The sequence below is a fragment of the Novosphingobium sp. PhB55 genome, from assembly GCF_004368805.1.
GTDB lineage: Bacteria > Pseudomonadota > Alphaproteobacteria > Sphingomonadales > Sphingomonadaceae > Novosphingobium.
Genome location: NZ_SODQ01000001.1, coordinates 885,489 through 909,519 on the forward strand (window position 1 = coordinate 885,489; position 24,031 = coordinate 909,519).

The 24,031-nt window shown below is 64.6% G+C and carries 22 protein-coding genes and 1 other RNA gene; 7 read left to right on the forward strand and 16 right to left on the reverse strand.

From position 1 onward, the window contains the following. Nucleotides 1-78 precede the first annotated feature (78 nt). From EDF57_RS04135 to EDF57_RS04155, 5 genes are all read right to left on the reverse strand, one after another. Nucleotides 79-633, reverse strand: a complete 555-nt coding sequence (locus tag EDF57_RS04135) for an outer membrane beta-barrel protein (protein WP_134093165.1) — start codon at nt 631-633, stop codon at nt 79-81. Nucleotides 634-926: 293 nt separating this feature from the next. Then, entirely contained in the window at nt 927-1,574 is a 648-nt protein-coding gene (locus EDF57_RS04140) for an ABC-type transport auxiliary lipoprotein family protein (protein ID WP_243840862.1), read from the reverse strand. 32 nt (nt 1,575-1,606) lie between these two features. Next, on the reverse strand, nt 1,607-2,545 hold the full coding sequence (locus EDF57_RS04145; RefSeq protein ID WP_132263441.1) for an MlaD family protein: 939 nt from the start codon (nt 2,543-2,545) through the stop codon (nt 1,607-1,609). 10 nt (nt 2,546-2,555) lie between these two features. Continuing rightward, the gene (locus EDF57_RS04150; RefSeq protein ID WP_243840863.1) at nt 2,556-3,485 is read right to left on the reverse strand and encodes an ATP-binding cassette domain-containing protein; all 930 of its coding nucleotides are present in this window, start codon (nt 3,483-3,485) and stop codon (nt 2,556-2,558) included. Continuing rightward, nucleotides 3,482-4,597 carry an MlaE family lipid ABC transporter permease subunit gene (locus EDF57_RS04155; protein ID WP_132263443.1) on the reverse strand — a complete coding sequence of 372 codons (1,116 nt, stop codon included), beginning with the start codon at nt 4,595-4,597 and terminating at the stop codon, nt 3,482-3,484. The genes EDF57_RS04150 and EDF57_RS04155 overlap by 4 nt, the downstream gene beginning before the upstream one ends. Nucleotides 4,598-4,777: 180 nt before the next feature. Between EDF57_RS04155 and EDF57_RS04160 the strand changes: the two genes are divergently transcribed. The 3 genes from EDF57_RS04160 to EDF57_RS04170 all read left to right on the forward strand — a co-directional run bounded on the left by EDF57_RS04160 (nt 4,778) and on the right by EDF57_RS04170 (nt 9,992). Further along, nucleotides 4,778-7,447: a valine--tRNA ligase gene (locus EDF57_RS04160; RefSeq protein WP_134093166.1), complete on the forward strand. Its 2,670-nt coding sequence runs from the start codon at nt 4,778-4,780 to the stop codon at nt 7,445-7,447. 360 nt (nt 7,448-7,807) lie between these two features. Next, a complete protein-coding gene (locus EDF57_RS04165; protein ID WP_134093167.1) occupies nt 7,808-8,554 on the forward strand; it encodes a 7-carboxy-7-deazaguanine synthase QueE in 747 nt (248 codons plus the stop codon). 82 nt (nt 8,555-8,636) lie between these two features. After that, nucleotides 8,637-9,992 carry an MATE family efflux transporter gene (locus tag EDF57_RS04170; RefSeq protein ID WP_243840864.1) on the forward strand — a complete coding sequence of 452 codons (1,356 nt, stop codon included), beginning with the start codon at nt 8,637-8,639 and terminating at the stop codon, nt 9,990-9,992. A gap of 30 nt (nt 9,993-10,022) precedes the next feature. On the opposite strand, the gene EDF57_RS04175 is transcribed toward EDF57_RS04170, so the two are convergent. The 6 genes from EDF57_RS04175 to EDF57_RS04200 all read right to left on the reverse strand — a co-directional run bounded on the left by EDF57_RS04175 (nt 10,023) and on the right by EDF57_RS04200 (nt 16,830). Further along, on the reverse strand, nt 10,023-11,675 hold the full coding sequence (locus EDF57_RS04175) for an ATP-binding protein (protein ID WP_243840874.1): 1,653 nt from the start codon (nt 11,673-11,675) through the stop codon (nt 10,023-10,025). A gap of 98 nt (nt 11,676-11,773) precedes the next feature. Continuing rightward, nucleotides 11,774-12,496 (reverse strand): TIGR02186 family protein, encoded by a 723-nt coding sequence (locus tag EDF57_RS04180; protein ID WP_132264180.1) that lies wholly within the window; start codon nt 12,494-12,496, stop codon nt 11,774-11,776. Between the two features lie 38 nt (nt 12,497-12,534). Further along, a complete protein-coding gene (locus tag EDF57_RS04185) occupies nt 12,535-13,449 on the reverse strand; it encodes a sulfite exporter TauE/SafE family protein (RefSeq protein WP_132263452.1) in 915 nt (304 codons plus the stop codon). A gap of 47 nt (nt 13,450-13,496) precedes the next feature. After that, nucleotides 13,497-14,756, reverse strand: a complete 1,260-nt coding sequence (locus tag EDF57_RS04190; protein WP_134093170.1) for a hypothetical protein — start codon at nt 14,754-14,756, stop codon at nt 13,497-13,499. After that, nucleotides 14,753-16,165, reverse strand: coding sequence for a glycosyl transferase family protein (locus EDF57_RS04195; RefSeq protein WP_134093171.1), 1,413 nt, complete (start codon nt 16,163-16,165; stop codon nt 14,753-14,755). Before EDF57_RS04195 ends, EDF57_RS04190 begins: the two co-directional genes overlap by 4 nt. A gap of 236 nt (nt 16,166-16,401) precedes the next feature. After that, the gene (locus EDF57_RS04200; protein WP_132263458.1) at nt 16,402-16,830 is read right to left on the reverse strand and encodes a VOC family protein; all 429 of its coding nucleotides are present in this window, start codon (nt 16,828-16,830) and stop codon (nt 16,402-16,404) included. Nucleotides 16,831-16,924: 94 nt separating this feature from the next. On the opposite strand from EDF57_RS04200, the gene EDF57_RS04205 reads away from it, so the two are divergent. Then, nucleotides 16,925-17,680, forward strand: a complete 756-nt coding sequence (locus tag EDF57_RS04205) for an SIMPL domain-containing protein (RefSeq protein WP_134093172.1) — start codon at nt 16,925-16,927, stop codon at nt 17,678-17,680. Nucleotides 17,681-17,735: 55 nt separating this feature from the next. Here the strand turns inward: EDF57_RS04205 and EDF57_RS04210 are convergent, their stop codons facing one another. Beyond that, nucleotides 17,736-18,548 carry a TorF family putative porin gene (locus EDF57_RS04210; protein ID WP_134093173.1) on the reverse strand — a complete coding sequence of 271 codons (813 nt, stop codon included), beginning with the start codon at nt 18,546-18,548 and terminating at the stop codon, nt 17,736-17,738. A gap of 276 nt (nt 18,549-18,824) precedes the next feature. Here EDF57_RS04210 and EDF57_RS04215 point away from each other — a divergent pair, with 276 nt between their 5' ends. Beyond that, nucleotides 18,825-19,631, forward strand: coding sequence for a metallophosphoesterase (locus EDF57_RS04215; RefSeq protein ID WP_134093174.1), 807 nt, complete (start codon nt 18,825-18,827; stop codon nt 19,629-19,631). 52 nt (nt 19,632-19,683) lie between these two features. On the opposite strand, the gene rnpB is transcribed toward EDF57_RS04215, so the two are convergent. From rnpB to EDF57_RS04235, 4 genes are all read right to left on the reverse strand, one after another. Then, an RNA gene (rnpB, locus tag EDF57_RS04220) (RNase P RNA component class A) lies at nt 19,684-20,124 on the reverse strand. Nucleotides 20,125-20,133: 9 nt separating this feature from the next. Next, complete coding sequence (locus tag EDF57_RS04225; protein ID WP_132263465.1) at nt 20,134-20,838, reverse strand: N-acetylmuramoyl-L-alanine amidase; 705 nt, start codon at nt 20,836-20,838, stop codon at nt 20,134-20,136. A gap of 32 nt (nt 20,839-20,870) precedes the next feature. Next, the gene (locus EDF57_RS04230; RefSeq protein WP_132263467.1) at nt 20,871-21,512 is read right to left on the reverse strand and encodes a histidine phosphotransferase family protein; all 642 of its coding nucleotides are present in this window, start codon (nt 21,510-21,512) and stop codon (nt 20,871-20,873) included. Nucleotides 21,513-21,566: 54 nt separating this feature from the next. Then, a complete protein-coding gene (locus tag EDF57_RS04235) occupies nt 21,567-21,971 on the reverse strand; it encodes a M67 family metallopeptidase (protein ID WP_134093175.1) in 405 nt (134 codons plus the stop codon). A gap of 18 nt (nt 21,972-21,989) precedes the next feature. On the opposite strand from EDF57_RS04235, the gene EDF57_RS04240 reads away from it, so the two are divergent. Together EDF57_RS04240 and rpoH are read left to right on the forward strand one after the other, a co-directional pair. Then, nucleotides 21,990-22,934: an RluA family pseudouridine synthase gene (locus EDF57_RS04240; RefSeq protein WP_134093176.1), complete on the forward strand. Its 945-nt coding sequence runs from the start codon at nt 21,990-21,992 to the stop codon at nt 22,932-22,934. 94 nt (nt 22,935-23,028) lie between these two features. Then, on the forward strand, nt 23,029-23,931 hold the full coding sequence (gene rpoH, locus EDF57_RS04245; protein ID WP_132263473.1) for an RNA polymerase sigma factor RpoH: 903 nt from the start codon (nt 23,029-23,031) through the stop codon (nt 23,929-23,931). Nucleotides 23,932-24,031: the final 100 nt, after the last annotated feature.

A 24,031-nucleotide genomic window follows, 5' to 3' on the forward strand; every position in this document is an offset into this window, starting at 1 on the left:
AAGCCCGCCCCGGTCGAACCGGAGCGGGCTTTTTTTATATCCTCACGCGGCAGAGCCGCCGTGCAGAAGTCGCTCTGATCAGAACTTCACGCCAAGACCGGCAAGGCCGTAGTGGCGGCTGTAGCCCTGTTCGTAGTTCGAATAGTTGTATTCGACCTTGCCGAACAGGTTGCCACCGAAGTCATGTTCAAAACCGGCGCCAAGGCGGAAACCGTCGAGGTTGACGCCGTCGCTGTCCTTGTTGACGCCGTCGTTGTACGTCACGCGCAGCCGGGCATTGGTGTAGCCACCCAGCACATAGAGCTTGGTCGTGTCACCGACGTTGGTGCCGACGCGGGCAATCGCGGAGAGATCGCGGCCGGCGCGAACGCAAAGCTTGTCCCCGGTAGCCAGGAGATCGCTTGCGCATTCCTTGGTGGTGCTGCCCGAAATGCCCGCCTGGATGCCGAAGAACAAGGCTTCGCGCACCGGGAAATCATAACCGGCGGCCACGCCGTAAGTCAGGCCTTCCGACGAGCCGCCATTGACCGAAACGCTGTCGAGACCGGTCTGAGCCTGGACATAAGCCTGCGCATTGGCGGCGACGGGCGCGGCAAAAAGGGCGGCGGCGCCAAAAAGGGCGAACTTGTTCATGGTAGCTCCTGCATTCTGTTTTACCCGGCCGTTGCGGCCGCGGAGTCCGGGCCGAATACAGCGCAGGAAAATGCTTTCAATACAGCGCACTGAACAAGTCACGTCACAGAAGTGTCATTGTGATGTTTTTACCACAACACCGGCCTCAAAAATGAAGGCCGCCTGCGGATTTCCGGAAAACAGAATATGAGAATAAAAATAAAAAGAGGCGTCTGAATTAAAATTCCAGATCGCCTCCTACTTACCTCGGCCCTGCGGCTAAATGCGACAATTACTTACAGCAATTGTCATGATTATTGAGGCGCAGCGCTCGCCCCGCCGCTTTTCACCCAGGTGGCGACCTGGTTGGCAACGTCATTCGCCGCCTTGTTGAGCGCCGGACCGACCGAGGCTGCTTCGGCCTTCACGCCCGGCACGATCGCCTCGAACCGCCGGGTTACGAGCGGGCCGCTGCGCTCGGTGCGGATCGCGTCGAAACGCACGATGACCGATGACGTGGGGACGTCATAGCCCATCTGCAGCAGCCTTCCGCCGATCAGCGTCTTGCCGGTGACCTCGAAATCGCCGCCTTCGACGACGAGCTGGCCGGTCTGGGCCCGCAAGGTCTCTGCCAGAAGCGAGCGGAACTGGCGGCTCGGCTTTTCAATCCACCAGCCGTCCTTGAGATAGGACAGGGTCGATCCGTCCACCCTCACCGGCACGCGCAGCACGTCCAGGCTGCGATCGGCTTCGGGATCGAGCACGACGATGGCCTCGGAAATCTGCCCGGTGGCCTGCGAACCGGCCGGCGCGGTCTGGTCCGGCGTCAGCCGCAGCAGCAGGTCGGGGGCCTTGGGCGCCAGGCTGATGCAGCCCGAAAGCGCCAGGGCTGCCGCGGCTGCAAGCGCGCCGCCGAGGATCGGGGTCTTGTGCCGGAGCTTCATCGCGGTTCCCATCTTCATTCTCGGTTCGTGCAGGCGCATGGATCGCCCGTTCATGGCTTGTAAGTGGGCAGCTTCTGCCCCTTGATGAGCGCGCCTGCACCCTGCTCGTCGATCTTTTCCGTCACGTTGCGCAGCGCCTTGCTGGTGGCGCGCAAGTCACGGATCGCAGCTTCGGCGGCGGGAAGCGTCTGCTGCGAGACCTGATCGAAAGCCGGCTGCGCATGCTGCAGGGTCTGGTCCAGCGTCTCCATCGACTTCTGCGCCGCGCCCAGCGTGTTGCGGAGCTGCTCGGCCAGCGAATTGCCCTGATCGCCCAGAAGACTGTCGGCCTTGCCGGCCACGCCTTCGAACGCGGTCAGCGTGCGGGTCGCCTGGTTGAGCGTGCCCTGAAGTTCGGCCAGGGTCTGCTTCACTTGCGGCGTCGCCGACGAAAGATCCTTGGTCATCTTGTCGGTGTTCTTGAGAATACCGGTGATCGACCGGCGGTTCTCTTCCGAGAGGAGCAAGTTGAGGTTTTCGGTCAGCGTTGCCAGGCGCTCCAGCAACAGCGGAGCGTTCGACAGGATTTCACCCAGGCCGCCGCGCTTGGTGGGGATGACCGGCACGCCTTCCGGACCCGGCTCGGTCAACAGCGGCGCATCCTTCACGGCGCCTTCGAGCTGGATATCGGCAACGCCGGTGAAGCTGCCCTGGATCGTGGCGGTGGTGCCGACGGTGACGGGCACTTTCTTGTCCACCTTCACCCGCACGCGGATGAAGCTGGGATCCTGCGGCCACAGCTCGATTTCCTTGATCTGCCCTACCGGCACGCCCGCGTAATCGACGCCCGACCCCTTGGCGAGGCCATCCACCGATTGCTTGAAGAAGATGTCGTATTCGTTGCGCGCACCATCGTTCAGACGCGCAATCCAGATGATGAACGCCGCCAGGGTCGCCAGAAGGACCAGCGTGACGGCTCCGACCCAGATATGATTGGCCCGTGTTTCCATGCTGATTACCCTATGCCCCGCGTCCGTTGATATCGCGCCCGTTGCTGCTGTCCACGGCCGGTCCTTCGGGAGGGGAACCGTCCTGCGCGACAAGCGCGTCGTCGTTCATCGAAATCTCGTCTTTCGCGCCCAGCGCGGCACGGCCGCGCGGGCCGTTGAAATATTCCTGGATCCAGGGGTGATCGAGCGCCAGCAATTCCGGGATCGTGCCCACGGCGATCACCTGCTTGTCCGCCAGCACCGCCACGCGATCGCAAATGGCGTGAAGCGTGTCGAGATCGTGAGTGATGAGGAATACCGTCAGCCCGAGCGTCTCCTTCAACCCGCGCGTCAGCCGGTCGAAAGCGGCGGCACCGATCGGGTCGAGGCCGGCGGTCGGCTCGTCCAGAAACAGAAGTTCGGGATCGAGCGCCAGCGCCCGCGCCAGGCCTGCACGCTTGCGCATGCCGCCCGAAAGCTCGTTGGGATACTTGTAAGCGGATTCTTCCGACAGGCCGGCGAGCCGGACCTTGAAGCGCGCGATATCGCCGCGCATCTGGTCGGTGATTTCAGGATAGAACTGCTTGAGCGGCACTTCCACGTTCTCACCCACGGTCAGGGTCGAGAACAAGGCGCCGCCCTGGAACAGCACGCCCCACCGGGAGCGCAAGTCGCGGCCTTCCTCATCGGTGGAATCGCCCATGTGGTGACCGAGCACGGTGATCTCGCCCGATTCCGGCTGCTGAAGCCCGATGATCGAGCGCATCAACACCGATTTGCCGGTGCCCGATCCGCCGACGACGCCCAGAATCTCACCCCTGCGGACCTTGAGCGAGAGATTCTCGTGAATGACGTGATCGCCGAAGGCATTGCGCAGCCCCTCGACCACGATCGGGAATTTCTCATCGGGATCGGCGGCGGTTTCCGCCGGTTCCGCCTGAAGGCTTTCGCTTTCGATCATTGCCAGCCGATCTTGGTGAAGAAGATCGCGAAGAAGGCGTCGAGCACGATCACGGTGAAGATCGCCGTGACCACCGCCTGGGTGGTGCGCGCGCCCACTTCCTCGGCGTTCGAGGTCACCTGCATCCCCTGATAGCAGCCTGCCAGGGCGACGATCAGCGCAAACACGGGAGCCTTGAGCAGGCCCACCCAAACGTCAGTGATCGGCACGACTTCCTGAGTGCGCTGAAGGAAGGTCCAGAACGGAATATCGAGCGCGAAATTCGCGATGAAGGCGCCGCCGATGATCGCCAGCACCGTGGAATAGAAGCCGAGCAGCGGCATCATCAGCATCGCCGCCAGCACGCGCGGAACCACCAGCGCCTGCATCGGCGAGACGCCGATGGTGCGCATGGCGTCCACTTCCTCGGTCAGCTTCATCGTGCCGATTTGCGCCGCGAAGGCCGAGCCCGAGCGCCCCGCGACCATGATCGCGGTCATCAAGATGCCCAGTTCGCGCATCGCGAGCCGGCCGGTGAGGTTGATCGTGTAGATTTCGGCGCCGAACTGCGCCAGCTGCACCGCGCCCTGCTGGGCGATGACGATGCCGATGAGAAAGCTCATCAACCCGACGATCCACAGCGAGTTGACGCCCACATGCTGCATGTGATGCACCAGCGCCGTGCCCCGAAGCCGCGAGGGGTGCCGGATCGCCGCGCCGAGCGCCGAGATCAGCTCCCCCAGGAAGCCGACAGAGCGGACCAGCCCGTGCCCCCAGCCGACCACGAGATCACCGAGTTCGCCCACCGTGCGGACCAGAAGAGGCCGTTCCGGCTCGATCTCAGGCTGTTCGTCGGGGACGCGGCCGATCGCCGCGAACAGGTGCTTGGCCTGGTCGCTTTCGCCCACGACTTCAAGGTTATGCTCGCTTGCATAGCGGCAGACGAGCCAGGCGCCGGTGGTGTCGATATCGGTGACGCCGGACATGTCGATCCGGTCGAACGGGCCGTGCAAGGCGGCCAGCTTATGGTCGAGATTACCCAGGGAATGGACGCGCAACGGCCCCTTTAGCGCCACAGTCTGGACGCCGTCCTGGTCGCTTTCCGACAGAGTGAATTCAGCCCATTCCCGCATGTGTGCTCGTATTGGGGGAAAATGCCTGTACCGGCAAGGGGTTCCCCCGGCGCGGCGAATTGTTCATTTCGCAATCGCAACCGTATTGGAGCCATCCTTTATGCACGTCCCGCGACTATGGCGGAATCCCGTGTTGGCGGCACTTGCGAATGACGCCCCGCACTGGCAAAGCGCGGCGCCATGACCGACACTCCAGAAGCCTCCCCCGAAACCGCGCCCGAAGCCGCGCTGGACAAGACTTTCGACCCCGCCCAGATCGAGGCGAAGTGGTACCAGCACTGGGAAGGCGAAGGCCTTTTCCGCCCCGAGCGTCCTGACGCGCAGCCGTTCACCATCGTGAACCCGCCGCCGAACGTCACCGGATCGCTCCACATCGGCCACGCGCTGGACAATACGCTGCAGGACATCGTGATCCGTCACGAGCGCCTGAAGGGCAAGGACGCGCTCTGGGTGGTCGGCACCGACCATGCCGGCATCGCCACCCAGATGGTGGTCGAGCGCCAGATGGAGGCCAAGCAGGACAAGCGCGCCAATTACACGCGTGGGCAGTTCATCGAGAAGGTCTGGGAATGGAAGGCCGAATCCGGCGGCACCATCACCGGCCAGCTGCGCCGCCTGGGCTGCTCGATGGACTGGAGCCGCGAGCAGTTCACGATGGACCCGCACTTCACCAAGGCCGTGGTCAAGGTCTTCGTGGATCTGCACAAGCAGGGCCTGATCTACCGCGACAAGCGCCTGGTGAACTGGGATCCCAAGTTCCGCACCGCCATTTCCGACCTTGAGGTCGAAACGCGCGAGACCAACGGCCACTTCTGGCACATCAAGTATCCGCTTTCGGACGGATCGGGCCACATCCACGTCGCCACCACCCGCCCCGAGACGATGCTGGCCGACATGGCCGTCGCGGTGAACCCGGAGGACGCGCGCTACAAGGAACTGCTGGCGCGCGGCGCCACCGTCACCCTGCCGCTCACCGGCCGCGAAATCCCCATCGTGGCGGACGAGCACGCCGATCCCGAACTGGGCTCGGGCGCGGTAAAGATCACCCCGGGTCATGATTTCAACGACTTCGAGGTGGGCAAGCGCGCGGGCTTCAAGGCCGGCGACATGCTCAACATGCTCGATGCCGATGCCAAGGTCTGCCAGACGCAGGACGGCCTCGTCCCCGCGCAGTTCATCGGCATGGACCGGTTCGAAGCGCGCAAGGCGATCGTCGCGTTCCTGGAGGACGACGGCCTGCTCGAAAAGGTCGAGGATCGCGTGATCCAGACGCCTTACGGCGACCGCAGCGGCGTCGTCATCGAACCCTGGTTGACCGACCAGTGGTACGTCGATGCGCAAACCCTTGCCGGCCCGCCGATGGAAGCCGTCCGCTCCGGCGCGATCGAGATCGTTCCGAAGACCTGGGAAAAGACCTTCTTCAACTGGATGGAAAACATCCAGCCCTGGTGCGTGTCCCGCCAGCTCTGGTGGGGCCACCGGATCCCGGCGTGGTATTCGGAAGAGGGCGAAATCTTCGTTGCCGAAACCGAGGAAGAGGCACAGGCGCAGGCCGGCAACAAGAAGCTGACCCGCGACAACGATGTGCTGGATACCTGGTTCTCCTCCGCGCTCTGGCCTTTCGCCACGCTCGGCTGGCCTGATGAAGACGCGCCGCTGCTGAAGAAGCACTACCCGAACGACCTGCTCGTCTCCGGCTTCGACATCCTGTTCTTCTGGGATGCACGCATGGCGATGCAGGGCATCCACTTCATGAAGGAAGTGCCGTGGAAGCGGCTCTACCTCCACGGCCTCGTCCGCGCCGCCGATGGCCAGAAGATGTCGAAGTCCAAGGGCAACGTGGTCGATCCGCTGGGCCTGATCGACCAGTACGGCGCCGACGCGCTGCGCTTCTTCATGGCTGCCATGGAGAGCCAGGGCCGCGACGTGAAGATGGATGAAAAGCGCGTCGAAGGTTACCGCAACTTCGCCACGAAGCTGTGGAACGCCGCGCGTTTCTGCCAGTCCAACGGCATCGTCGCCAGCACCTCCGTCGCCGCCCCCAAGGCGACCACGGCGGTCAACAAGTGGATCATCGGCGAAGTCGTCGAAACCGTCGCCGCGCTGGACAAGGCCATGGCGGACTTGCGCTTCGACGCGGCTGCCAACGCGATCTACCACTTCGTCTGGAACCAGTTCTGCGACTGGTACATCGAGCTCATCAAGGGCAGCTTCGATGACGAGACCAAGGCCGTCGCCGGCTGGGTGCTCGATCAGATCCTGGTCATGCTCCACCCCTTCATGCCCTTCGTTACCGAAGAGCTGTGGAGCAAGATGGGCGCGCGTGAGACCGACCTGATCGTCGCCGCATGGCCCGCGCCGGACGCTGCAGTGGATGCCGAGGCCAAGGCTGAAGTCGAATGGCTGATCGCGCTGATCGGCAACCTTCGCGGCGCCAAGTCCGAACTCGGCATTGCTCCCGGTGCACGCCTCACCGCCTACGTCGCCGATCCTTCGGACGCGACCCGCGCGGTGATCGGCCGCAACGGCACCGCGATCGACCGTCTGGCCCGTCTGGATGCGATCCACTTCGAGGCTGCCCCCGCCGGTGCCGCCATGCAGGTGGGCGCGGGCGATGCGACCCTGGCGATCCCGCTGGAAGGCGTGATCGACATTGCGGCGGAAAAGGCGCGCCTCGAAAAGGCCATGGCCGCCTCGGTCAAGGAGCGGGATTCGCTCGACAAGCGTCTGGGCAATCCGGCCTTCGTCGAGAAGGCCAAGCCCGAGGCCATCGACAAGGCGCGTGCGGATCAAGCGCACCATTCGGCCGAGGCGGAGCGTCTGGCTGCGGCGCTGGCGCGGCTGGGATAAGAAAAGGGAAACGCAGGGGTTAACACCCCTGCACCCCGATACTGTAGAGGTCTCGCGCGCAGACACGCCGTGCTCACCTTGCCGCCGCAGGCTATTTGTCTCCCGGCTCACAGTGGGCGCAAAACGGCCAGGCAGGTCAAGACCTCGACATTCCGAGGGCCTGGGGGATCATCCCCCAGGACTTCTCTCTTTTTTCGTTTTCCAACCCACGCATCTGACACTTTCGCGCGCGTGATCACCCTGCCCCCTTGCACGCAATCAGCCGCGAGATGACACCTCTCGACAGAAGGTGACATTTTCTCCCCTGGACCGTGTAAACTGTGTCAACCACGCTCCATCAAACTGCATTCGAGAATACCCGTGACGCTTGCCCTTGCCACCACCACTCCCGGCGAACCCGAAGTATTCGCCTCGCTTCAGGGCGAAGGCGCCAGCATGGGGCGGCCGAGCACTTTCGTGCGGCTGTCGCGGTGCAACCTTGCCTGCCAGTGGTGCGACACCGCCTACACCTGGCGCTTCACCGGCGATAACCGCTTCCATCGGGACGAGCTTGCGTTCGAGCGAAAGGCCAACCAGGTCATGGCCGAAGAAGCCGACGTGGCGCGCATGGTGGCCGACCTTCCGCCCGACCGGCTCGTCATCACCGGCGGCGAGCCGCTGCTTCAAGGCGCGCAACTGGCGCGGATGCTGGCAGCGCTCGATGAGGCGCGACCGGGGATGCATGTCGAGATCGAGACGAACGGCTCGGTCGCGCCGCATGCCAGCCTCGACGCACGGGTGCAGCAGTACAACGTCAGCCCCAAGCTCTCGCACAGCGGCAATCCTGCAGAACTGGCTCTGGTACCCGAGCGGCTCGATGCCTGGGCGGCCGATCCGCGCGCGTACTTCAAGTTCGTTGTGGCGGAACCTGCCGACGTGGCCGAAGTCCGCGCGCTCCAGGAACGCCACGCGATCCCCGCCGAGCGGATATTCCTGATGCCGGAGGGTCGCTCCAGCGATGTCATCCGGCAGAGGTCGGGATGGCTCTCGGATTTATGCACGCAGGAAGGCTATCGCTTCACGGACCGGCTGCACATACACATCTGGGGCGATACGCGGGGAACTTGAGGGGCATATGAACGAGGCATCACCGATTCCGCACGGGGAAACCGAACCCGAGGAGGGACAGCCCCCCCGGCAAATGGAGCGGATGAAGGGCGACCTCACGCAGGGACCGATCCTGAAGACGCTGATGGTCTTCTCGGTGCCGATGCTGATTTCCAACGTGCTCCAGACGCTGAACGGGTCGGTCAACGCGATCTGGGTCGGGCGCTTGCTGGGCGAGGCCGCGCTGGCGGCAACGGCCAATGCCAACGTCATCATGTTCCTGCTCTTCGCGCTGGTGTTCGGCTTCGGCATGGCCACGACGGTGCGCGTGGGCCAGCATTTCGGCGCGCGCGACATCGACGCGGCGCGGCGCACGTTCGGCTCCGGCCTGGGCTTCTGTCTCGTTCTCTCGGGGCTTTGCGGCATCGGCGGCTGGTTCGGGGCGGATGCCCTGCTCCATTCGCTCGGCACGCCCGAGGCCAGCCGGGTCGAGGCGCTCGCCTACTTGCGGGTGATCTTCGTGACGATCCCGCTCGGCTCGATGTCGATGATGGTCTCCATGGGCATGCGCGGCGCGGGCGATTCCAAGACGCCGCTCTACGCCATGATCCTGACGGTCGCGCTCGACATCGTGCTCAATCCGCTGCTCATCATCGGGCCCGGCCCGATCCCCACGCTGGGTATCGCCGGCTCGGCCATGGCCACGGCCTTCGCGAACTTCGCCGGGCTGGTCTACCAGCTCTGGCGCATCTACCGGCAGGACCTGCCGATGCGCCTGCGCGGGCCGGAACTGGGCTATCTCGTGCCGCGCGGCCCCGAACTGGCCTATGTGATCGTCAAGGGCCTGCCGATGGGCGCCCAGATGCTGCTGGTGTCCTCCGCCGGCCTCATCATGGTAAGCCTCGTCAACCGCGAGGGGCTGGACGCCGCGGCGGCCTACGGGGCCTCGCTGCAATTGTGGAACTACCTCCAGATGCCCGCTTTCGCGATCGGCTCGGCGGTGAGCGCCATGGTCGCGCAGTCGCTCGGCGCGGGCGACCATGGCCGTGTCGGCAAAGTGACCGAAGTGGGCCTCGTCACCAACCTGGCGCTCTCGACCCTGGTGGCGGCGCTGATCGTGCTGCTCGACCGTCCGCTGCTGGCATTGTTCCTGGGCGGAGACAGCCCGGCCATGCCGATCGCCCGGCACATTCAGCTGGTCTGCACGGCCAGCTTCGTGATCGTGTCGATCACGATGATCCTCACCGGCACGATGCGCGCCTATGGCGCCGTGGTGGCGCCGCTCGTGATCATGTTCCTGGGTCTCTATCCGGGACGTCTGGGCTTCTACTGGCTCGCCTATCCGGTCATCGGCAGCGACGCGGTGTGGTGGTCCTATCCCGTCGGTTCGGCCCTGACCGTAGCTCTGACGATCGGCTACTACCGCTGGGGCAAGTGGCGCGCGGCGTTCAAGGCCTGACCGCGCGCACCGGCTTCTCCGCGGTTTTGCTTATCTGCCCTGGGCCCGCCAGCGCTGGACCGTGCGGAGCACCATCTCCTCCTCGCCGCCGGATTGGCTCCAGAGCTCGATGAACGAGGGATCGGCGGACGCCGGGCGGCGGAATTCCTCCAGATCGTCGAACGAGGCGCGGATCGGGATCGCCACGCCCTCGCCGCAGATCACGCATTCGCGGTTGCGCAGCGCCGGGATGGAATCGAGGAAACCCCGCGCGCCTTCAGGCATGGCCGCGCGGACGAAAGCCTGATCGCGGTCGTTGTTGAGACGCATCGAGATGATCGTGCCGCACTGCGAGAGCACGCCCTCGGCAAGGTCGGACGGCCGCTGCGTGATGAGGCCCAGCGAAATGCCGTACTTTCGGCCCTCCTTGGCGATGCGCGAAAGGATGCGGCCGACCGACGAACCGTCGGCGTTCTTCTCGTTCGGAACGTAGCGGTGCGCTTCCTCGCAGACGAGCAGGATCGGCCGCGTCTTCTCCTCCCGCGCCCAGACGGCGAAGTCGAAGACCATGCGGCTGAGCACGGCCACCACGGTGCTGGTGATGTCGGACGGCACGCCGGACACGTCGATGATCGAGATCGGCCGCCCGCGCGAAGGCAGGCGAAACAGCTGCGAGACGAACTCGGCCATCGTGTCGCCCACCAGCATGCCCGAGAACATGAACTGGTAGCGCGGATCGCCCTTCAATTCGTCGAGCTTGTTGCGCAGCCGCATGTAGGGCGCGCTGGAGTGGCCCTTGTCGAGCTTGCCCATGTGGTTGTTCAGGATGTTGGACAAGTCGGAGAGCAGATAGGGAATCGGCGAATCGACGGTGATCTTGCCGATCTGCTCCGCCAGGCGGTTCCTCGCCCGCGCCTCCAGCAGGCACTTGCCCAGGATCTCGCAATCCAGCTGCCGCTCATCGCCGCGCGTGGTGACCAGGACCTCGCAATGTTCCTCGAAGTTCATCAGCCAATAGGGCATCTGCAGGTTCGAGACGTCGAGGATCACCCCGGTGTTGCGGAAGGCGGCAGCATATTCGCCGTGGGGATCGACCATGATGATATGGCCTTCCGGCGCCTGTTCGCAGATCCGGTGGAGGATCAGCGCGGTGCTCGTAGACTTGCCGGTGCCGGTCGAACCCAGCAGCGCGAAGTGCTTGCCGAGCAGGGCGTCGATGTAGAGCCCGGCGCGAATGTCCTTGGTGGGATAGACGGTGCCGATCTGAACCGCCTGCCGCCCGTCGCTGGCATAGACCTGGCGCAAGTCGTCCGTGTCGGCCGGGTAGACCAGCGCGCCGGGCGTCGGATAGCGCGTGACGCCGCGGCGAAATCCGTGGATGCGACCCGTCAGGCGTTCCTCCAGCCCTTCGCCCAGGAAGTCGGCCTCGGCGACGATGCCGCCGGGGACGGTGGCGTCGCTCTTCTGGTTGCGGATGCTGGCGAGCAACCAGCCTCGGCCCACCCGGACCTTGACCTGGCTGCCGACTTGTCCCGACATGGCGATCGAAGGGTCGACGTGCTGCGCGGCATCGTTGAGGCGCGCCAGATCGAAGGCGATGCGGGCGCCGGCACCGGAAATCTCCAGGATCACGCCGATCGGCTCACGCCCCTCTTCACCGCCCACCCGGGGGTGCGAGGCCGTCGCAGGATCGAAGCCGTCCATTCGCATCTCGTTCATTGAGCCCTCGAAACAAGCGTTTTCGTTCGAAAGCGCTAGTTCGGCGCAGTTAATTTCCGCCTAAGAGGAGCCGGCGATGCTGCCTAGCGGAGGGCGAAAAGCCGTCCGGCAAGCCAGCCCATGCCCACCGAAACGAGGACCGCCAAGAGGCCATAAGCAAAGCCGTAGTTTTCCGAGAAGTTGGCGATCGCCCTTTCGAAGCCAAGCTTGCGCACCTGGACCTGGCTGCTGGCCGAAGCGACCACCCGCCCCCGCGAAATGGCATAAGTCTCCGCCGTATAGGTGCCGATGGGCACTTGCGAGGGCAGCCGGATGCGCGCCTGATAGAGCACTTGCTCACTCACTTTCACGCCGCCCTCCTCATCGCGATAGAGGCCGTTACGGCGATTGAGATCGACCAGGCCGTCGGAAAAGCGCGCCTGCTCGGTGGGATCGATGGCCCCGATCGGCGAGAGTTGCAGCCACTTGAGGCCGAGTTCGTAGATCGCGGCCGTCTTGTCGTCGACGATGTCCTTGATCGGCCGGGTCGACGCCAGGCCGTAGTAGGAGGGGGCGGAACGCAATTCCGTGCTGTCCGCATTGATCCAGATGCCGGCGACTTTCTGCTTTTCGCGCAGGACGATGGACTGGGTCGGTCCCTTGAGCACGACCACGATGTCGTAATCCTGCGCGGCGCGGGAGCCTTCCGGCGTGAGGATCGCGCCGAACAGCAGCAATTCGGTGCCGGTGAAGCCTTGCCGCAGGTCCACTTCGTGCTGGGACACCTCGGGAACCAGGATCGGATCGCGCGCGCCGCCGAGCGCCATGGCCGCGGCAAGCGCGAGAAACGGGGCCAGCCCGCGCTTCACAGCGGGGCGACCGTGTATATCTCGTCCGGACGATAGCCCAGCCCGATCGCCATGCGCCCCGCGACCAGCAGCACGATGATCGCCAGGACGAGGCGCAGCTTCACCGGGCTCGCCTTCTGGGCGAATTGCGCGCCGAGTTGCGCGCCCGTGACGGATCCCAGCAGCAGCAGCGAGGCAAGCACGATGTCGACCGCATGGGTGGTCATCGAATGCATCATCGTCGTCGCCATGGTGACGAACAGGATCTGGTAGAGCGAAGTGCCGACCACGACATTGGCACTCATGCCGAGGATATAGAGCATCGCCGGCACGAGGATGAAGCCGCCGCCCACGCCCATCAGCATCGTCAGGATGCCGGTGCCCATGCCGAGCAACAACGGGGCAAGCGGCGAGATGTAAAGCCCGGAGCGGTAGAAGCGCCAGCGCAGCGGCAGGCTGGCGACCATCGGGTGATGGCGGCGCTTGCGGGCCGCGATGGGCACCCCGGATCGCTCCGCACGGATCGTCTGGATGCTCTCCTTGGCCATCAGTCCGCCGATCGAGCCGAGCATCAGCACGTAGAGGATATTGATGACCGTATCGATCTGCCCCAGCCGCTGCAGCAGGCTGAACAGCGCCGCGCCGATGCCGGTGCCGATGATGCCGCCGGCCACCATGACCGTGCCCATGTGGTAATCCACCCCGCCCCGCCGGGTATGCGCGAACACGCCGGAGACGCTGGCGCCGGTCACCTGGCTGGCCGCGGAAGCGGCGGCCACGGTCGGCGGGATCCCGTAGAAGATCATCAACGGCGTGGTGAGGAAGCCGCCGCCCACGCCGAACATGCCCGAAAGCAGGCCGGTGATCGCCCCCAGGCCAACGATGATGAGACCGTTGACGGAGAGGTTGGCTATGGGGAGGTAGACATCCATTCCACCCCTCTCGCTACCGCAGCATCCGCCGCTAGGAAAGCCGGGAATCAGAAACCTGCGGATAGAGTGACGGCAGGCCCCGAGCCGGGATCGGCATCGCCGGCGATCCGGAACCGCCAGTCGACGGCAACCCTTCCGAATGCCCCGCGTCCCAGCGGCACGGCAAACGTCGCGCTCGGTCCGGCATCGAGCCGTCCGGCACCTTTTTGCACGCCGCCCCAGGCGCCTCCGCCCAGGCGTCCTTCCAGGCGCCCTACCGAGAACAGCCCGTGGTCGGCGCGAAACTGTCCGTCAGCAAAAGGCGTTGCGAACGTGCCGCCGACATAGCCCGCCTGCCCGTAGGCCTCCCCCCGCCAGCCTTGCGGCAAAGGAAATGGCGGAAGCTCGGTGATAGCCATGGCCGCCGGCTGGAAACGGTGCGCGCCCCCCTGCTCCGTCAATCTGGCCTCGAGTGCGGCGATGACCGGCAGCTTCGGGAAAGGCCGGGCGGAAAAGCCCAGCGCGCCGGCGGTTTCGCGCATGACCGAACTAAGCGTCGTGGTCGTGCGCATGTAGCCCGTGAGGCGCCGCGGATCGTCCAGCGACAGGCGATAGCGCAGCACCGCGCCGGTCTGGCTGGCACCATAGGTCGCCGGCAGCGCGCCGTTGGTGATCCCTCCTGCTCCATTATGCCGAAGCAGCGCCCAGGAATCTCCGGACCAGCGCTTGGGGAACGGCCTCGGTCCCGCGACAGGGGTTACGCTCGATGGCGGACCCGGCTGGGCCGCAAGCTGCCATAGTGGCGGCAGGCCCGAAGGCATGCGCGACCCTGCTGCCGTGCCGGACACGAAACGGGCCGGCGTGACATCGAAGCCACGCGCGCTCCACTCCGGCTCGCCGGGCAGGCCGCTTATCCCATACTGCATCGGGAGATCCTGACTCGGAGGAAAAGCCGCCGGCGCCCGACTCGCTACTCCGTAACCCGGGCCGTTCACCCATACCGGCACGCGCACGAATACGGGATAGGGCTGGCTCGTCCTTGCCGGCATGGCATAACCCGGCCCGGCCATGCCCCGCTCCATCGCCAGGTATTCCAGGGGCGGATAGAGCCCCGAGCCGGGCGGCGACAGGGGGCCTTCAAGGGCATCATCGCTGCCGTTGCCAGCGAGGCCTTGTCCCCCGCCGGTTGCGACCGGAGAAGCATGAACGATGTCCGCCTCGATCGGCAAAGGACTTTGCCAGGTTGAAATCCGGCCGCCCATCCAGCCTGCCAGCACTGCCAGCAAGGCCACGAGCGGCTGTCCGCGAAAGGGCTGTGTCAGGCTCATGCTGCCGCCACTCCGCCAAGCGAGGCCGGGTGCGCATCGTGCCGGGTCTTGTCCCAGGTGACCTCGCCGCCCCTCAGCGTGCGGATGTAGGAGGCCAAGGCATCACGCCCGGCCATGATCGCGATGTAATTGGCCACCGGAATGCGCAAGATGGCGCGGAAACCTTCGGCAACCCCATATTCGCGGGTCGTGAGTGCGGCGCGCACCACGCTGCGCCACACCAGGCTGAACAGACCGACCGCGATCATCCAGGCCAGCATCGGCGGCGGCTTCGTGGCGGTTTCCCAGCCCAGGATCCGCGGAACCCCCAGGATGCCCTCGACCAGGATGAGGGCGTAGCTGCTGGCGAGTACGATTGCGGTGAGAGGCCCGCGCCGGTCGCGGAGCGCCATCCAGGTATCCGCCGAACTGCCTTCCCAGCCAAGCCTTTCCCAGCTCTGGAAGGCGATGCCGTGGATCCAGCGCGTCTTCTGCCGGATCGATTCGCGGAACCGGGCCGGGAAATAGGCCCGCGTCGCGACGAGTTCCCCTTGCTCGTCCCGCACGCGAAGGAAGCGAGAGCGCCCGCCTTCGCGCGATACCAGAACGCCCAGTTCGTAATCCTCGGTGAGACATTCCGCCGCGAACGGGCCCGGATTGCCTTCGGCCAGGCGGCCTTGCGCGATCCGCTCCAGCATGTCGCGGCCGAATCCGCAGCCTACTCCTGCTGCCGGAATCGCCGCCCCCAAGGCATCGCGGACGACCAGCGACTTGGTATGAGCTTCGGTGAACTCGTCGAGATAGTGGCCGCCCACCCAGCGCGATGCCGCCTGCGGCTCCGGCCGTACCGGAATCTGCACGAAGTCCGCCGAAGCCAGACCGGCATCGACCACGGCCAATTCGGCAGCATGGACCATGTCTTCGGCGTCGTGAAGAATGACGCAGCGATAGGCCCGGCCGCTCTGGCGTTCATCGTCGCAAAGCGCGCGGTAGAGCCGGTTCAGACAATCCGCCTTGGTGGTGGGTCCGGCGCGTTCATGGATGATCGCCCGAACGCGCGCGTCCGTGCCCGCGCCCTCCATCGCTGCGCCGACAGTGGCGGCATCGTTGCCGTAGCAACCGACATAGAGCGTGAAATCGTCCTGCCGCCAGGCGGACAAGGCATGGCGGATCGTATGGCCGATCACCTGGTCTTCCTGCCAGGCGGCAATGAAGATCGCCGCCTTGCCCCGCAGCGGCGCGCGGGCAGCGTCGCCCGTGATGCGCTGCGTCCGTGCCCGCCCCGTCATGCGGAACCATAGCCAGCAGCAATCGACCGCCACTTCGTCGAGAGTGCCGATGAGCACCCAGAAACCGGCGAAGAGCAAAAGCTCCTGCTCGATCATAAGCAGGCCTGAAAGCGCCTGCCGAACAAGTTCAACCAATCCCATGTTAGCCCCCGCTGGAGATCGGAATTAATCCCTGTCCCGGCTGTCGGAGGCACTGTCGCCAACCGATTCCCAAGACTTCCGTTGCGGGGCGGGAGGTATGTCCGGCGCCAGCGGCACACCAATGAACAAGCGTCTATTTCACAAAGTTAACTAACTTTTCGGGAACCCGTCCGAAAAGCCGCCGGGCGTTGCCCAATGCACTGAGCGAGCGTAGCCCGCACCCGGCGGGGTCGGGTTTACCAGCTGCCGATGTTCGGCATCGATGCCCAGGGCTCGGCGGGATCGAGACGGCCGTCCTGCAGCAGCTCGACCGAAATGCCGTCCGGCGTACGGATGAAGGCCATGTGGCCATCGCGCGGCGGGCGGTTGATCGTCACGCCGGCATCGGCCAGCGTCTGGCAGGTCGCGTAGATATCATCGACCTGGAAGGCGAGATGGCCGAAATTGCGGCCGCCCTCGTACTGCTCGAACGAGCCGTCCTCGGCCGGCCAGTTATAGGTCAGCTCCACTTCGGACTCCTCGCCCGGCACGGCAAGATAGATCAGCGTGAACCGGCCCTGCTCACTCGAAAAGCGGCGGGTTTCCTGCAGGCCGATCAATTCGAAGAAGCGGATCGTCGCGTCCGGATCGGTCACGCGGATCATGGTGTGGAGGTACTTGGTCACGGAGATTCCTTCAACTTATCGCATATGAAAAACGGTTCATCGCGGATACACACCTGTTCGGCCATGCTCCGCGAGACTTCAGGGAGAAGCCGCGATGCCTGACACTAGCCCATCCGACCCTCGCCACTCCACCTCCTTATTACGCGATCCTGTCGTCAGGGGCTGGCTGGCCGCCTCCACGATCCTGGCCATCGGGCTGGTGGCCGGCGGCTATCTCCTTGGCGACGGCGTGAAGCGCGCGCACCGGGCGGATCGCTCGGTGACGGTTCGCGGGCTGGCGGAGCGCGACGTCACGGCCGACCTTGCGACCTGGACGATCGCCTATTCCGCTTCCGCCGGCGACCTTTCGACGGCGCAATCGGGCGTCGAGAACGATACGCGGGCGATAGAGACGTTCTTCCGCGAACTCGGATTCCCTGCCGATGCGCTGCAGCCGACCGGGGCCAACGTGCAGCAGAGCAAGGACAATGGCGTCGTCACTTTCACTGTCCGCCAGCGCGTCACCTTGCGCACGCAGGACGTGAAGCGCGCGCAATCGGCGGTGAGGCGTCAGTTCGAACTGGTGCGGCGCGGGGTCATCCTGGAGGAAGGTTCGGGCATGGCCTTCACTTTCACCCGCCTCAACGACATCAAGCCGCCGATGGTCGCTGCTGCTACCCGCGATGCACGGGCGGCTGCCGAACAGTTCGCGCAGGACAGCGGCGCCCAGGTCGGCGCCATCAAGAGCGCGACCCAGGGCTATTTCACCATCGAAGCGCGCGACGGCGATTCGGGTGGTGGCTGGGGCGTGTCCGATACGCCCTACAAGAAGGTGCGCGTGGTCACGACCGTGGACTTCTATCTCAAGTAGGGGCAAGCCCCGCCCGGATCGCTCCGGGCGGGTCCTCCTGCAAAACGCTTGTCGATCAGAACGAGGCAGTAAGCGTGCCCACCACGGTGTCGTCCGTATAGCTGTCGACCGAGACGCCGCTGACGCCGACATAGCTGATGCTGGCGGAAAGCGGGCCAAACAGCGTCATCGAGGCGCCGATCGAATAGTCGATGCCGGTCTTGTCGTTGAACGTCCGGGTGTCCGTGCAATAGTAGCAGGGCGAAAGGACGCCGTCGGTATAGCCGAGGTGGCCGGAAACGGTGACGGGCGTGTTCGGAATGGCAACGTCGACATTGCCGTAGACGTAGAGGTTGTCCGACTTGCTGCCGTTGTTGTCGAGCAGGCCCTTCTGCTTCCAGTCATAGGCAAGGCCCAGCTTCAGCTTGGCCGGTCCGACCTGCCCGCTGATCGAGGCGTAGGGTTCCCAATAGTTCGCGTCGCCGATCTTGCCACTGGGATAGACGTAATAGAGCAGCCCGGCGTCAAGCGTCAGGCCCGAGGTCACTTCGCCCGTCCAGCCGCCGATGAGATCGAGTTCCTGGTCGCCATAGACCGATCCGTCGCCCACACCGTCGCCATCCACGTCCACTTCGCTGCTGTGAAGCGAGGAGGACCAGATGCTGGCGTAGAAACCGCTCTTGTGGGAGACGGTGATGCCGCCCTGGACGGCCAGATCGCCACCGGAGAGCGAGACGCCGCGGAAGCGGTAATCGCTGGTCAGCGCGACGTTGCCGGTCACGGTCACTTCGGAAGGCGCATCGGCCTCGTCAGCGAAAGCCGGAGTTGCTGCGATTGCACTGGATGCGAGCAGAGTGGCGGCGAAAGCGCCGCGGACGGACATAAACATGGTCATTCCCTCACTGAATTCTTCTTGGGGTGTCTCGTCCCAGCCTGCTTTGCCGCATCGCCTTTCTGTCTTGAAGGCGATTGCAGCTGCACAATATTGCTGCACCGCACCCAAGATGGGAACAAGAAAAATCTCATTCCAGAAACATTCGGGAAACCTTGTGTGGATTTTGGGCCACTACCCGCGAAGCCGGCACGCCTCGGCTTAATGCGTATGACGAAGGCCGCGTTGTGCTTGTGGGCATGAGCCGCGTTTCCTATAGTCGCCGCCAACGCAATGCTCGCGAAGATCAGAAACCTCCTCGGCCGCGCTCCCAGCGCCCGCCTTCCCCAACTGCCCATTGGACAGCGCATCTATGCGATCGGCGACATCCACGGCCGACTGGACCTGTTCGAGCGCCTGATAGAGGCGATCGAGCGCGATGACGCCCAACGAAACAGCGCGCATAGCCTGGTCATCCTGCTCGGCGACCTGATCGACCGCGGACCGGACAGTGCCGGCGTGCTGGCCCGCGCCCGGCAATGGGCGCGCGAACGCGATGTCGAATTCATCCAGGGCAATCACGAGGAAATGCTGCTCGTCTCCCGCGACAAGCTGGACGCCTTTCGCAGCTTCCTGAAATTCGGCGGCCGCGAGACCATCCTGTCTTATGGCATGGATCCGCAATTCGTGATGGATGCCGAACTCGACGAACTGCAGCGCGCGGCGATGGAAGCCATCCCGCAGGACGATTTCGACTTCATCGACGGGTTCCAGAAGATGATCCGCGTGGGCGACTATGTCTTCGTCCATGCCGGCGTCCGGCCTGAAACGCCGCTGGAAAACCAGCTGGGGCACGACTGCCGCTGGATCCGCGAACCGTTCCTCAGCCACAATGGGGAATTCGGCGGCTTCGTCATCCATGGGCATACGATCACGCAGGAACCGGAGATCCGGGGCAACCGCGTGGGTATCGACACCGGAGCCTACATGCACGGCCGCCTCACCGCCATCGGGCTCCAGGGCAGCGAGCGCTGGTTCATCCAGGCCTGCGAGAGCGAGGATGGGATCACGGTCCAGGTCGCTGCGGAAGCACCCGCCTGAGCGGTTAGACAAAGCGGGCGCGGCGGTCCGGCATCGCGCGTTGTCATGGAAATGCACCGGGGAGCCTGTAAGCCGGGTTTTGTACCTGGCGTGGTCTCCCCAAGGAGGGACCTTACGCCGCGGCGGCAGCCATTCCTCTAGGCGACGCATTGCTGCGCCGCTCAAGCGACCAACCCGGGCTGCCTGGGTCCGAAACGAACCCGCCGTTCAAAGACGGCGCGCAGCCCCTATTCGGTCTTGCTCCGAGTGGGGTTTGCCATGCCGCTTTCCGTTACCGGAAGCGCGGTGCGCTCTTACCGCACCCTTTCACCCTTACCTGCCGCGAGGGACGAACCCTGTTGGCGAGGCGGTCTGCTCTCTGTGGCACTTTCCCTAAGCTTCGCCGGGCCTGAAAACCCGACTCGCCCGGCGGGCGTTACCCGCCACCCTTGTTTCGTGGAGCCCGGACTTTCCTCGCGCGTCAGAAGACGCCCGCGGCTGCCCGGCCCCCCGGTGCGAGCGGTCACCTAGCACGGCCGCTGCCCTGCTCCAACAGCAGTTCCAAGAGAATCGCGCCGATTTCTCCATCGATCTGGCCGTCGATCAGTTCGGGCCGCCAGCGGCGCTGGAAAGCCGTGACCGCGGCGCGGCCGTCGGAAATGTCGTAGCCGAACCGTTCAAGGGCGAGATAGAAGGCGCCCGGATTGTCGTAGAACAAGTTCATCTTCGCGAGCGGGATCTTCAGCGCCAGCCCCAGGTCGCCCAGCCTGGCCCAGTCGAAGAACTCGCCGGGATCCTGCTTGCGGGCCGGGGCAATGTCGGAATGGCCGACGACGTTGCCGCGCGGAATGTGGTTGCGCTTGACGATATCGGCCAGCAGCGGGAGCAAGGCTTCCATCTGCGCTTCGGGAAAGGGACGATAGCCCCATTCGTGCCCGGGATTGACCAGCTCGATGCCGATCGAGGCCGAATTCACGTCGGTAACGCCCCGCCAGTAGGAGCGCCCGGCATGCCAGGCCCGCTTTTCCTCGGGGACGAGCGAAGTCACCGCGCCCGCCTCGTCGATCATGTAGTGCGCCGAGACTTCCGCCTCGGGATCGCACATCCGCTCCAACGCCTCGGCGGCGGATTTCATGCCGGTATAATGCAGCACGACCATCGAGATCGGCAACTTGCGCTCATTGAAGTTGGGCGACTTGACGATGGAATTGACAAGCCAGCGGTTCATCGTCTTCCTTCCGCCCTTCTCCGTTCAGGCCTTCACGCGCCGGGCAGCACGGCGCCGAGCACCAGCGCGTCGTCGGCCAGGGCATATTGCAGCTTGCCGCCCTGGGCATGGGCAAGTTGCTGGATCATCGCGGCCGGCGCGGTGCGGCTCGACAAGTCGCCTTCCGGCAGCGCGCCTTCGAGGGCGCGGCCGATGTCGCGGTCGAAAGCGATGCGCGGGCCGGCCGCACGCACGACGATCTCGCTCATGCCGTCGCGGAATTCCGCCGCGAGATCCAGCGTGCCGCCGCGCGGCAGCGCCTCGATGCCGATCAGGCCGAAGTTGAGCAGCGTCTTCACCGCCGGCTTGGGCAGCATATCGCTGGCGAGCGCCCAGTTCAGCACGATGCGGGCGTTGTTGGCCACCAGCGCATCGATCAGGGCGCGCGCCTCGGTGACGGGAACCATGTCGCCAAAGCCGCCCGCAGCGCCGAAGGCCAGGCGGAAGAACTTCAGCTTGTCAGCCGAAATCCGCGCGCTCTGGTCCAGCAGCTCGAAGCAGCGCTGGCGCATTTCGGGGTCCTTCTCGTCCGCGAGCAGCTCCAGCCCGTTGGTCAGCGCACCAACGGGACTGAGCATGTCATGGCACAGGCGCGAACAAAGCAGGCTGGCAAGTTCGAGCGAGCTTGTGGTCATGGAACGGGGACTTCCCTTTGCAGTAATCATTCGAGTTCAGGCCGTTGCGAAGGATCATTCGACAATACGGCTCGTGACGGCCGCAAATCCTTTCCCGGTATCGCGCCAGAAAGCAACCTGCCCGTCGGCTATGATCGCCCAAACGCGCAAATCCCCGGTGGAATGTTCGCAGTCCGTGGCGGAAGGCACGGGATCGCCGTTGGGGTGAGAGTGGTAATAGCCGATAACTTGCGGTCCGCCCTGCCGCGCGGCGCGGTGTGCGGCCAGCAGGGCGCGGGGGTCGATCTCGAAATGGCGCGCAGGCTCCGCGGCGACGTTGGCGGCGGGAATCACGCCCGCGATCCGCTCGCCGTCATTTTCCCGCGTGCCCAGCAGGATGCCGCAGCATTCCTCCGGATGGGCACGTAAAGATTCTGCATGCAATCTTGCGATCAGCTCACTTGTCACTTCGACATTCATCCCCAAATCCTACAGGCAATGGGGGCTTACGAAAACATCATCGAAGGGTTCATCGGCAGCGCGGGCGGCCGTCTGGACAAGGCGCTGGCAGAGGCCAGCGGACTTTCGCGCGAACGCGTCAAGGCGCTGATGTGCGAAGGGCGCATAACGCTGAGCGGCAAGCCGGTCTCGCAGGCCTCGCTCAAGGTGGCGGGCGGCACGGCCTTCGCGATCGACGTGCCCGAAGCCGCACCCGCAGAGGCGGCCGCGCAGGACATTCCGCTGAACATCGTGTTCGAGGATGAGTATCTCGTCATCGTCGACAAGCCGGCCGGTCTCGTCGTGCATCCGGCGGCGGGCAATCTCGACGGAACCCTGGTCAACGCCCTGCTCCATCACTGCCGCGGCCAGCTTTCCGGCATCGGCGGCGTGGCGCGGCCGGGAATCGTCCATCGAATCGACAAGGACACGTCCGGCCTGCTCGTCGTCGCCAAGACCGACAAGGCGCATGAGGGCCTGGCCGCGCAGTTCGCCGACCATTCGATCGCACGCGCCTACCGGGCCGTCGTGTCCGGGCGCCCCATCCCGATCGCGGGAACGGTGCGCGGCGCCATCGCCCGGTCGAGTGTCAACCGCAAGAAGATGGCCCTGGTGGAGGACGGGCGCGGCAAGCATGCCGTCACCCATTACAAGACACTGGAAACGCTGAAGAACGCATCGCTCGTGGAGTGCCGGCTGGAAACCGGAAGGACGCATCAGGTGCGCGTTCACATGTCGTCAATCGGGCATTCGCTATTGGGAGACCCTGTATATGGTCGTACCCCAACTGCGATTCGTCCGATCCTCCAGCGACTCGGCTTCGTCCGTCAGGCTCTTCATGCCGCGGAACTCGGCTTCGTCCATCCCGTTACTGGAGAGAGAGTCCATTTCATCAGTCCGCTGCCCGACGACATGCAGACGCTGATCGATGAACTGCGAAACTGAAATCGGATAATTGTGCTATCTTGAACAGGTGGCCGCAAGCTAAGACGCCTCGCAAGGGTCTTCGACCGCGGGCCGACCGGAAAGGACGGATATTGTGAGCAAGGAACGTAATCTCCCGGCGGTGCCGGCACTGGGCGGTGAGCAGAGCCTCAACCGTTACCTGTCCGAGATCCGCAAGTTCCCGCTTCTCGCGCCCGAGCAGGAATACATGCTCGCCAAGCGCTACAAGGAGCATGAGGATCCGGCGGCAGCCGGCCAGCTGGTCACCAGCCATCTTCGCCTCGTTGCGAAGATCGCCATGGGTTACCGCGGCTATGGCCTGCCAGTCTCGGAACTCATCTCCGAAGGCAACATCGGCCTCATGCAGGGCGTGAAGAAGTTCGAACCCGATCGGGGCTTCCGCCTCGCCACTTATGCTATGTGGTGGATCAAGGCTTCGATTCAAGAGTACATCCTGCGTTCGTGGTCGCTCGTGAAGATGGGCACCACGGCCGCGCAGAAGAAGCTGTTCTTCAACCTTCGCCGCATGAAGAAGAACCTCGATGCTTACGAGGATTCGGATCTTCATCCGGACGATGTCGCCAAGATCGCTACCACGCTCGGGGTTTCCCAGCAGGAAGTGGTCAACATGAACCGGCGCATGATGATGGGCGGCGATGCGTCGCTGAACGTCTCTTTGCGCGAGGAAGGCGAAGGACAGTGGCAGGACATCCTGGCGGACGAACGCCCGCTTCAGGACGAAACCGTTGCCGACGCCGAAGAAGCCACCGTGCGCCACGCCATGCTGGTGGAGGCCATGGACGGCCTCAACGAGCGGGAGCGTGACATCCTGATGGAACGCCGCCTGACCGAAGACCCCAAGACGCTCGAAGAGCTGAGCCAGGTCTATCACGTCAGCCGCGAGCGCGTCCGCCAGATCGAGGTGCGCGCTTTCGAGAAGCTGCAGAAGGCGATGAACCGCATCGCCAGCGACCGCAAGCTCCTGCCCGCGGGCTGAGCTTCGGCTGCAGGGAAATGAGAAACGGGCCGTCCGAAAGGGCGGCCCGTTTTCGTTTGGGCTACTTGCGCGAAACGGGTTCGGGATGACGGCGGCGAAG

What these genes read in the sequence shown, in the direction of transcription:
- EDF57_RS04135 (WP_134093165.1), bottom strand. Translation starts at nt 633, where the DNA reads ATGAACAAGTTCGCCCTTTTTGGCGCCGCCGCCCTTTTTGCCGCGCCC.
- EDF57_RS04140 (WP_243840862.1), bottom strand. Translation starts at nt 1,574, where the DNA reads ATGAAGATGGGAACCGCGATGAAGCTCCGGCACAAGACCCCGATCCTC.
- EDF57_RS04145 (WP_132263441.1), bottom strand. Translation starts at nt 2,545, where the DNA reads ATGGAAACACGGGCCAATCATATCTGGGTCGGAGCCGTCACGCTGGTC.
- EDF57_RS04150 (WP_243840863.1), bottom strand. Translation starts at nt 3,485, where the DNA reads ATGATCGAAAGCGAAAGCCTTCAGGCGGAACCGGCGGAAACCGCCGCC.
- EDF57_RS04155 (WP_132263443.1), bottom strand. Translation starts at nt 4,597, where the DNA reads ATGCGGGAATGGGCTGAATTCACTCTGTCGGAAAGCGACCAGGACGGC.
- EDF57_RS04160 (WP_134093166.1), top strand. Translation starts at nt 4,778, where the DNA reads ATGACCGACACTCCAGAAGCCTCCCCCGAAACCGCGCCCGAAGCCGCG.
- EDF57_RS04170 (WP_243840864.1), top strand. Translation starts at nt 8,637, where the DNA reads ATGAAGGGCGACCTCACGCAGGGACCGATCCTGAAGACGCTGATGGTC.
- EDF57_RS04175 (WP_243840874.1), bottom strand. Translation starts at nt 11,675, where the DNA reads ATGGACGGCTTCGATCCTGCGACGGCCTCGCACCCCCGGGTGGGCGGT.
- EDF57_RS04180 (WP_132264180.1), bottom strand. Translation starts at nt 12,496, where the DNA reads ATGGCGCTCGGCGGCGCGCGCGATCCGATCCTGGTTCCCGAGGTGTCC.
- EDF57_RS04185 (WP_132263452.1), bottom strand. Translation starts at nt 13,449, where the DNA reads ATGGATGTCTACCTCCCCATAGCCAACCTCTCCGTCAACGGTCTCATC.
- EDF57_RS04190 (WP_134093170.1), bottom strand. Translation starts at nt 14,756, where the DNA reads ATGAGCCTGACACAGCCCTTTCGCGGACAGCCGCTCGTGGCCTTGCTG.
- EDF57_RS04195 (WP_134093171.1), bottom strand. Translation starts at nt 16,165, where the DNA reads ATGGGATTGGTTGAACTTGTTCGGCAGGCGCTTTCAGGCCTGCTTATG.
- EDF57_RS04205 (WP_134093172.1), top strand. Translation starts at nt 16,925, where the DNA reads ATGCCTGACACTAGCCCATCCGACCCTCGCCACTCCACCTCCTTATTA.
- EDF57_RS04210 (WP_134093173.1), bottom strand. Translation starts at nt 18,548, where the DNA reads ATGTTTATGTCCGTCCGCGGCGCTTTCGCCGCCACTCTGCTCGCATCC.
- EDF57_RS04215 (WP_134093174.1), top strand. Translation starts at nt 18,825, where the DNA reads ATGCTCGCGAAGATCAGAAACCTCCTCGGCCGCGCTCCCAGCGCCCGC.
- EDF57_RS04225 (WP_132263465.1), bottom strand. Translation starts at nt 20,838, where the DNA reads ATGAACCGCTGGCTTGTCAATTCCATCGTCAAGTCGCCCAACTTCAAT.
- EDF57_RS04230 (WP_132263467.1), bottom strand. Translation starts at nt 21,512, where the DNA reads ATGACCACAAGCTCGCTCGAACTTGCCAGCCTGCTTTGTTCGCGCCTG.
- EDF57_RS04235 (WP_134093175.1), bottom strand. Translation starts at nt 21,971, where the DNA reads ATGAATGTCGAAGTGACAAGTGAGCTGATCGCAAGATTGCATGCAGAA.
- EDF57_RS04240 (WP_134093176.1), top strand. Translation starts at nt 21,990, where the DNA reads ATGGGGGCTTACGAAAACATCATCGAAGGGTTCATCGGCAGCGCGGGC.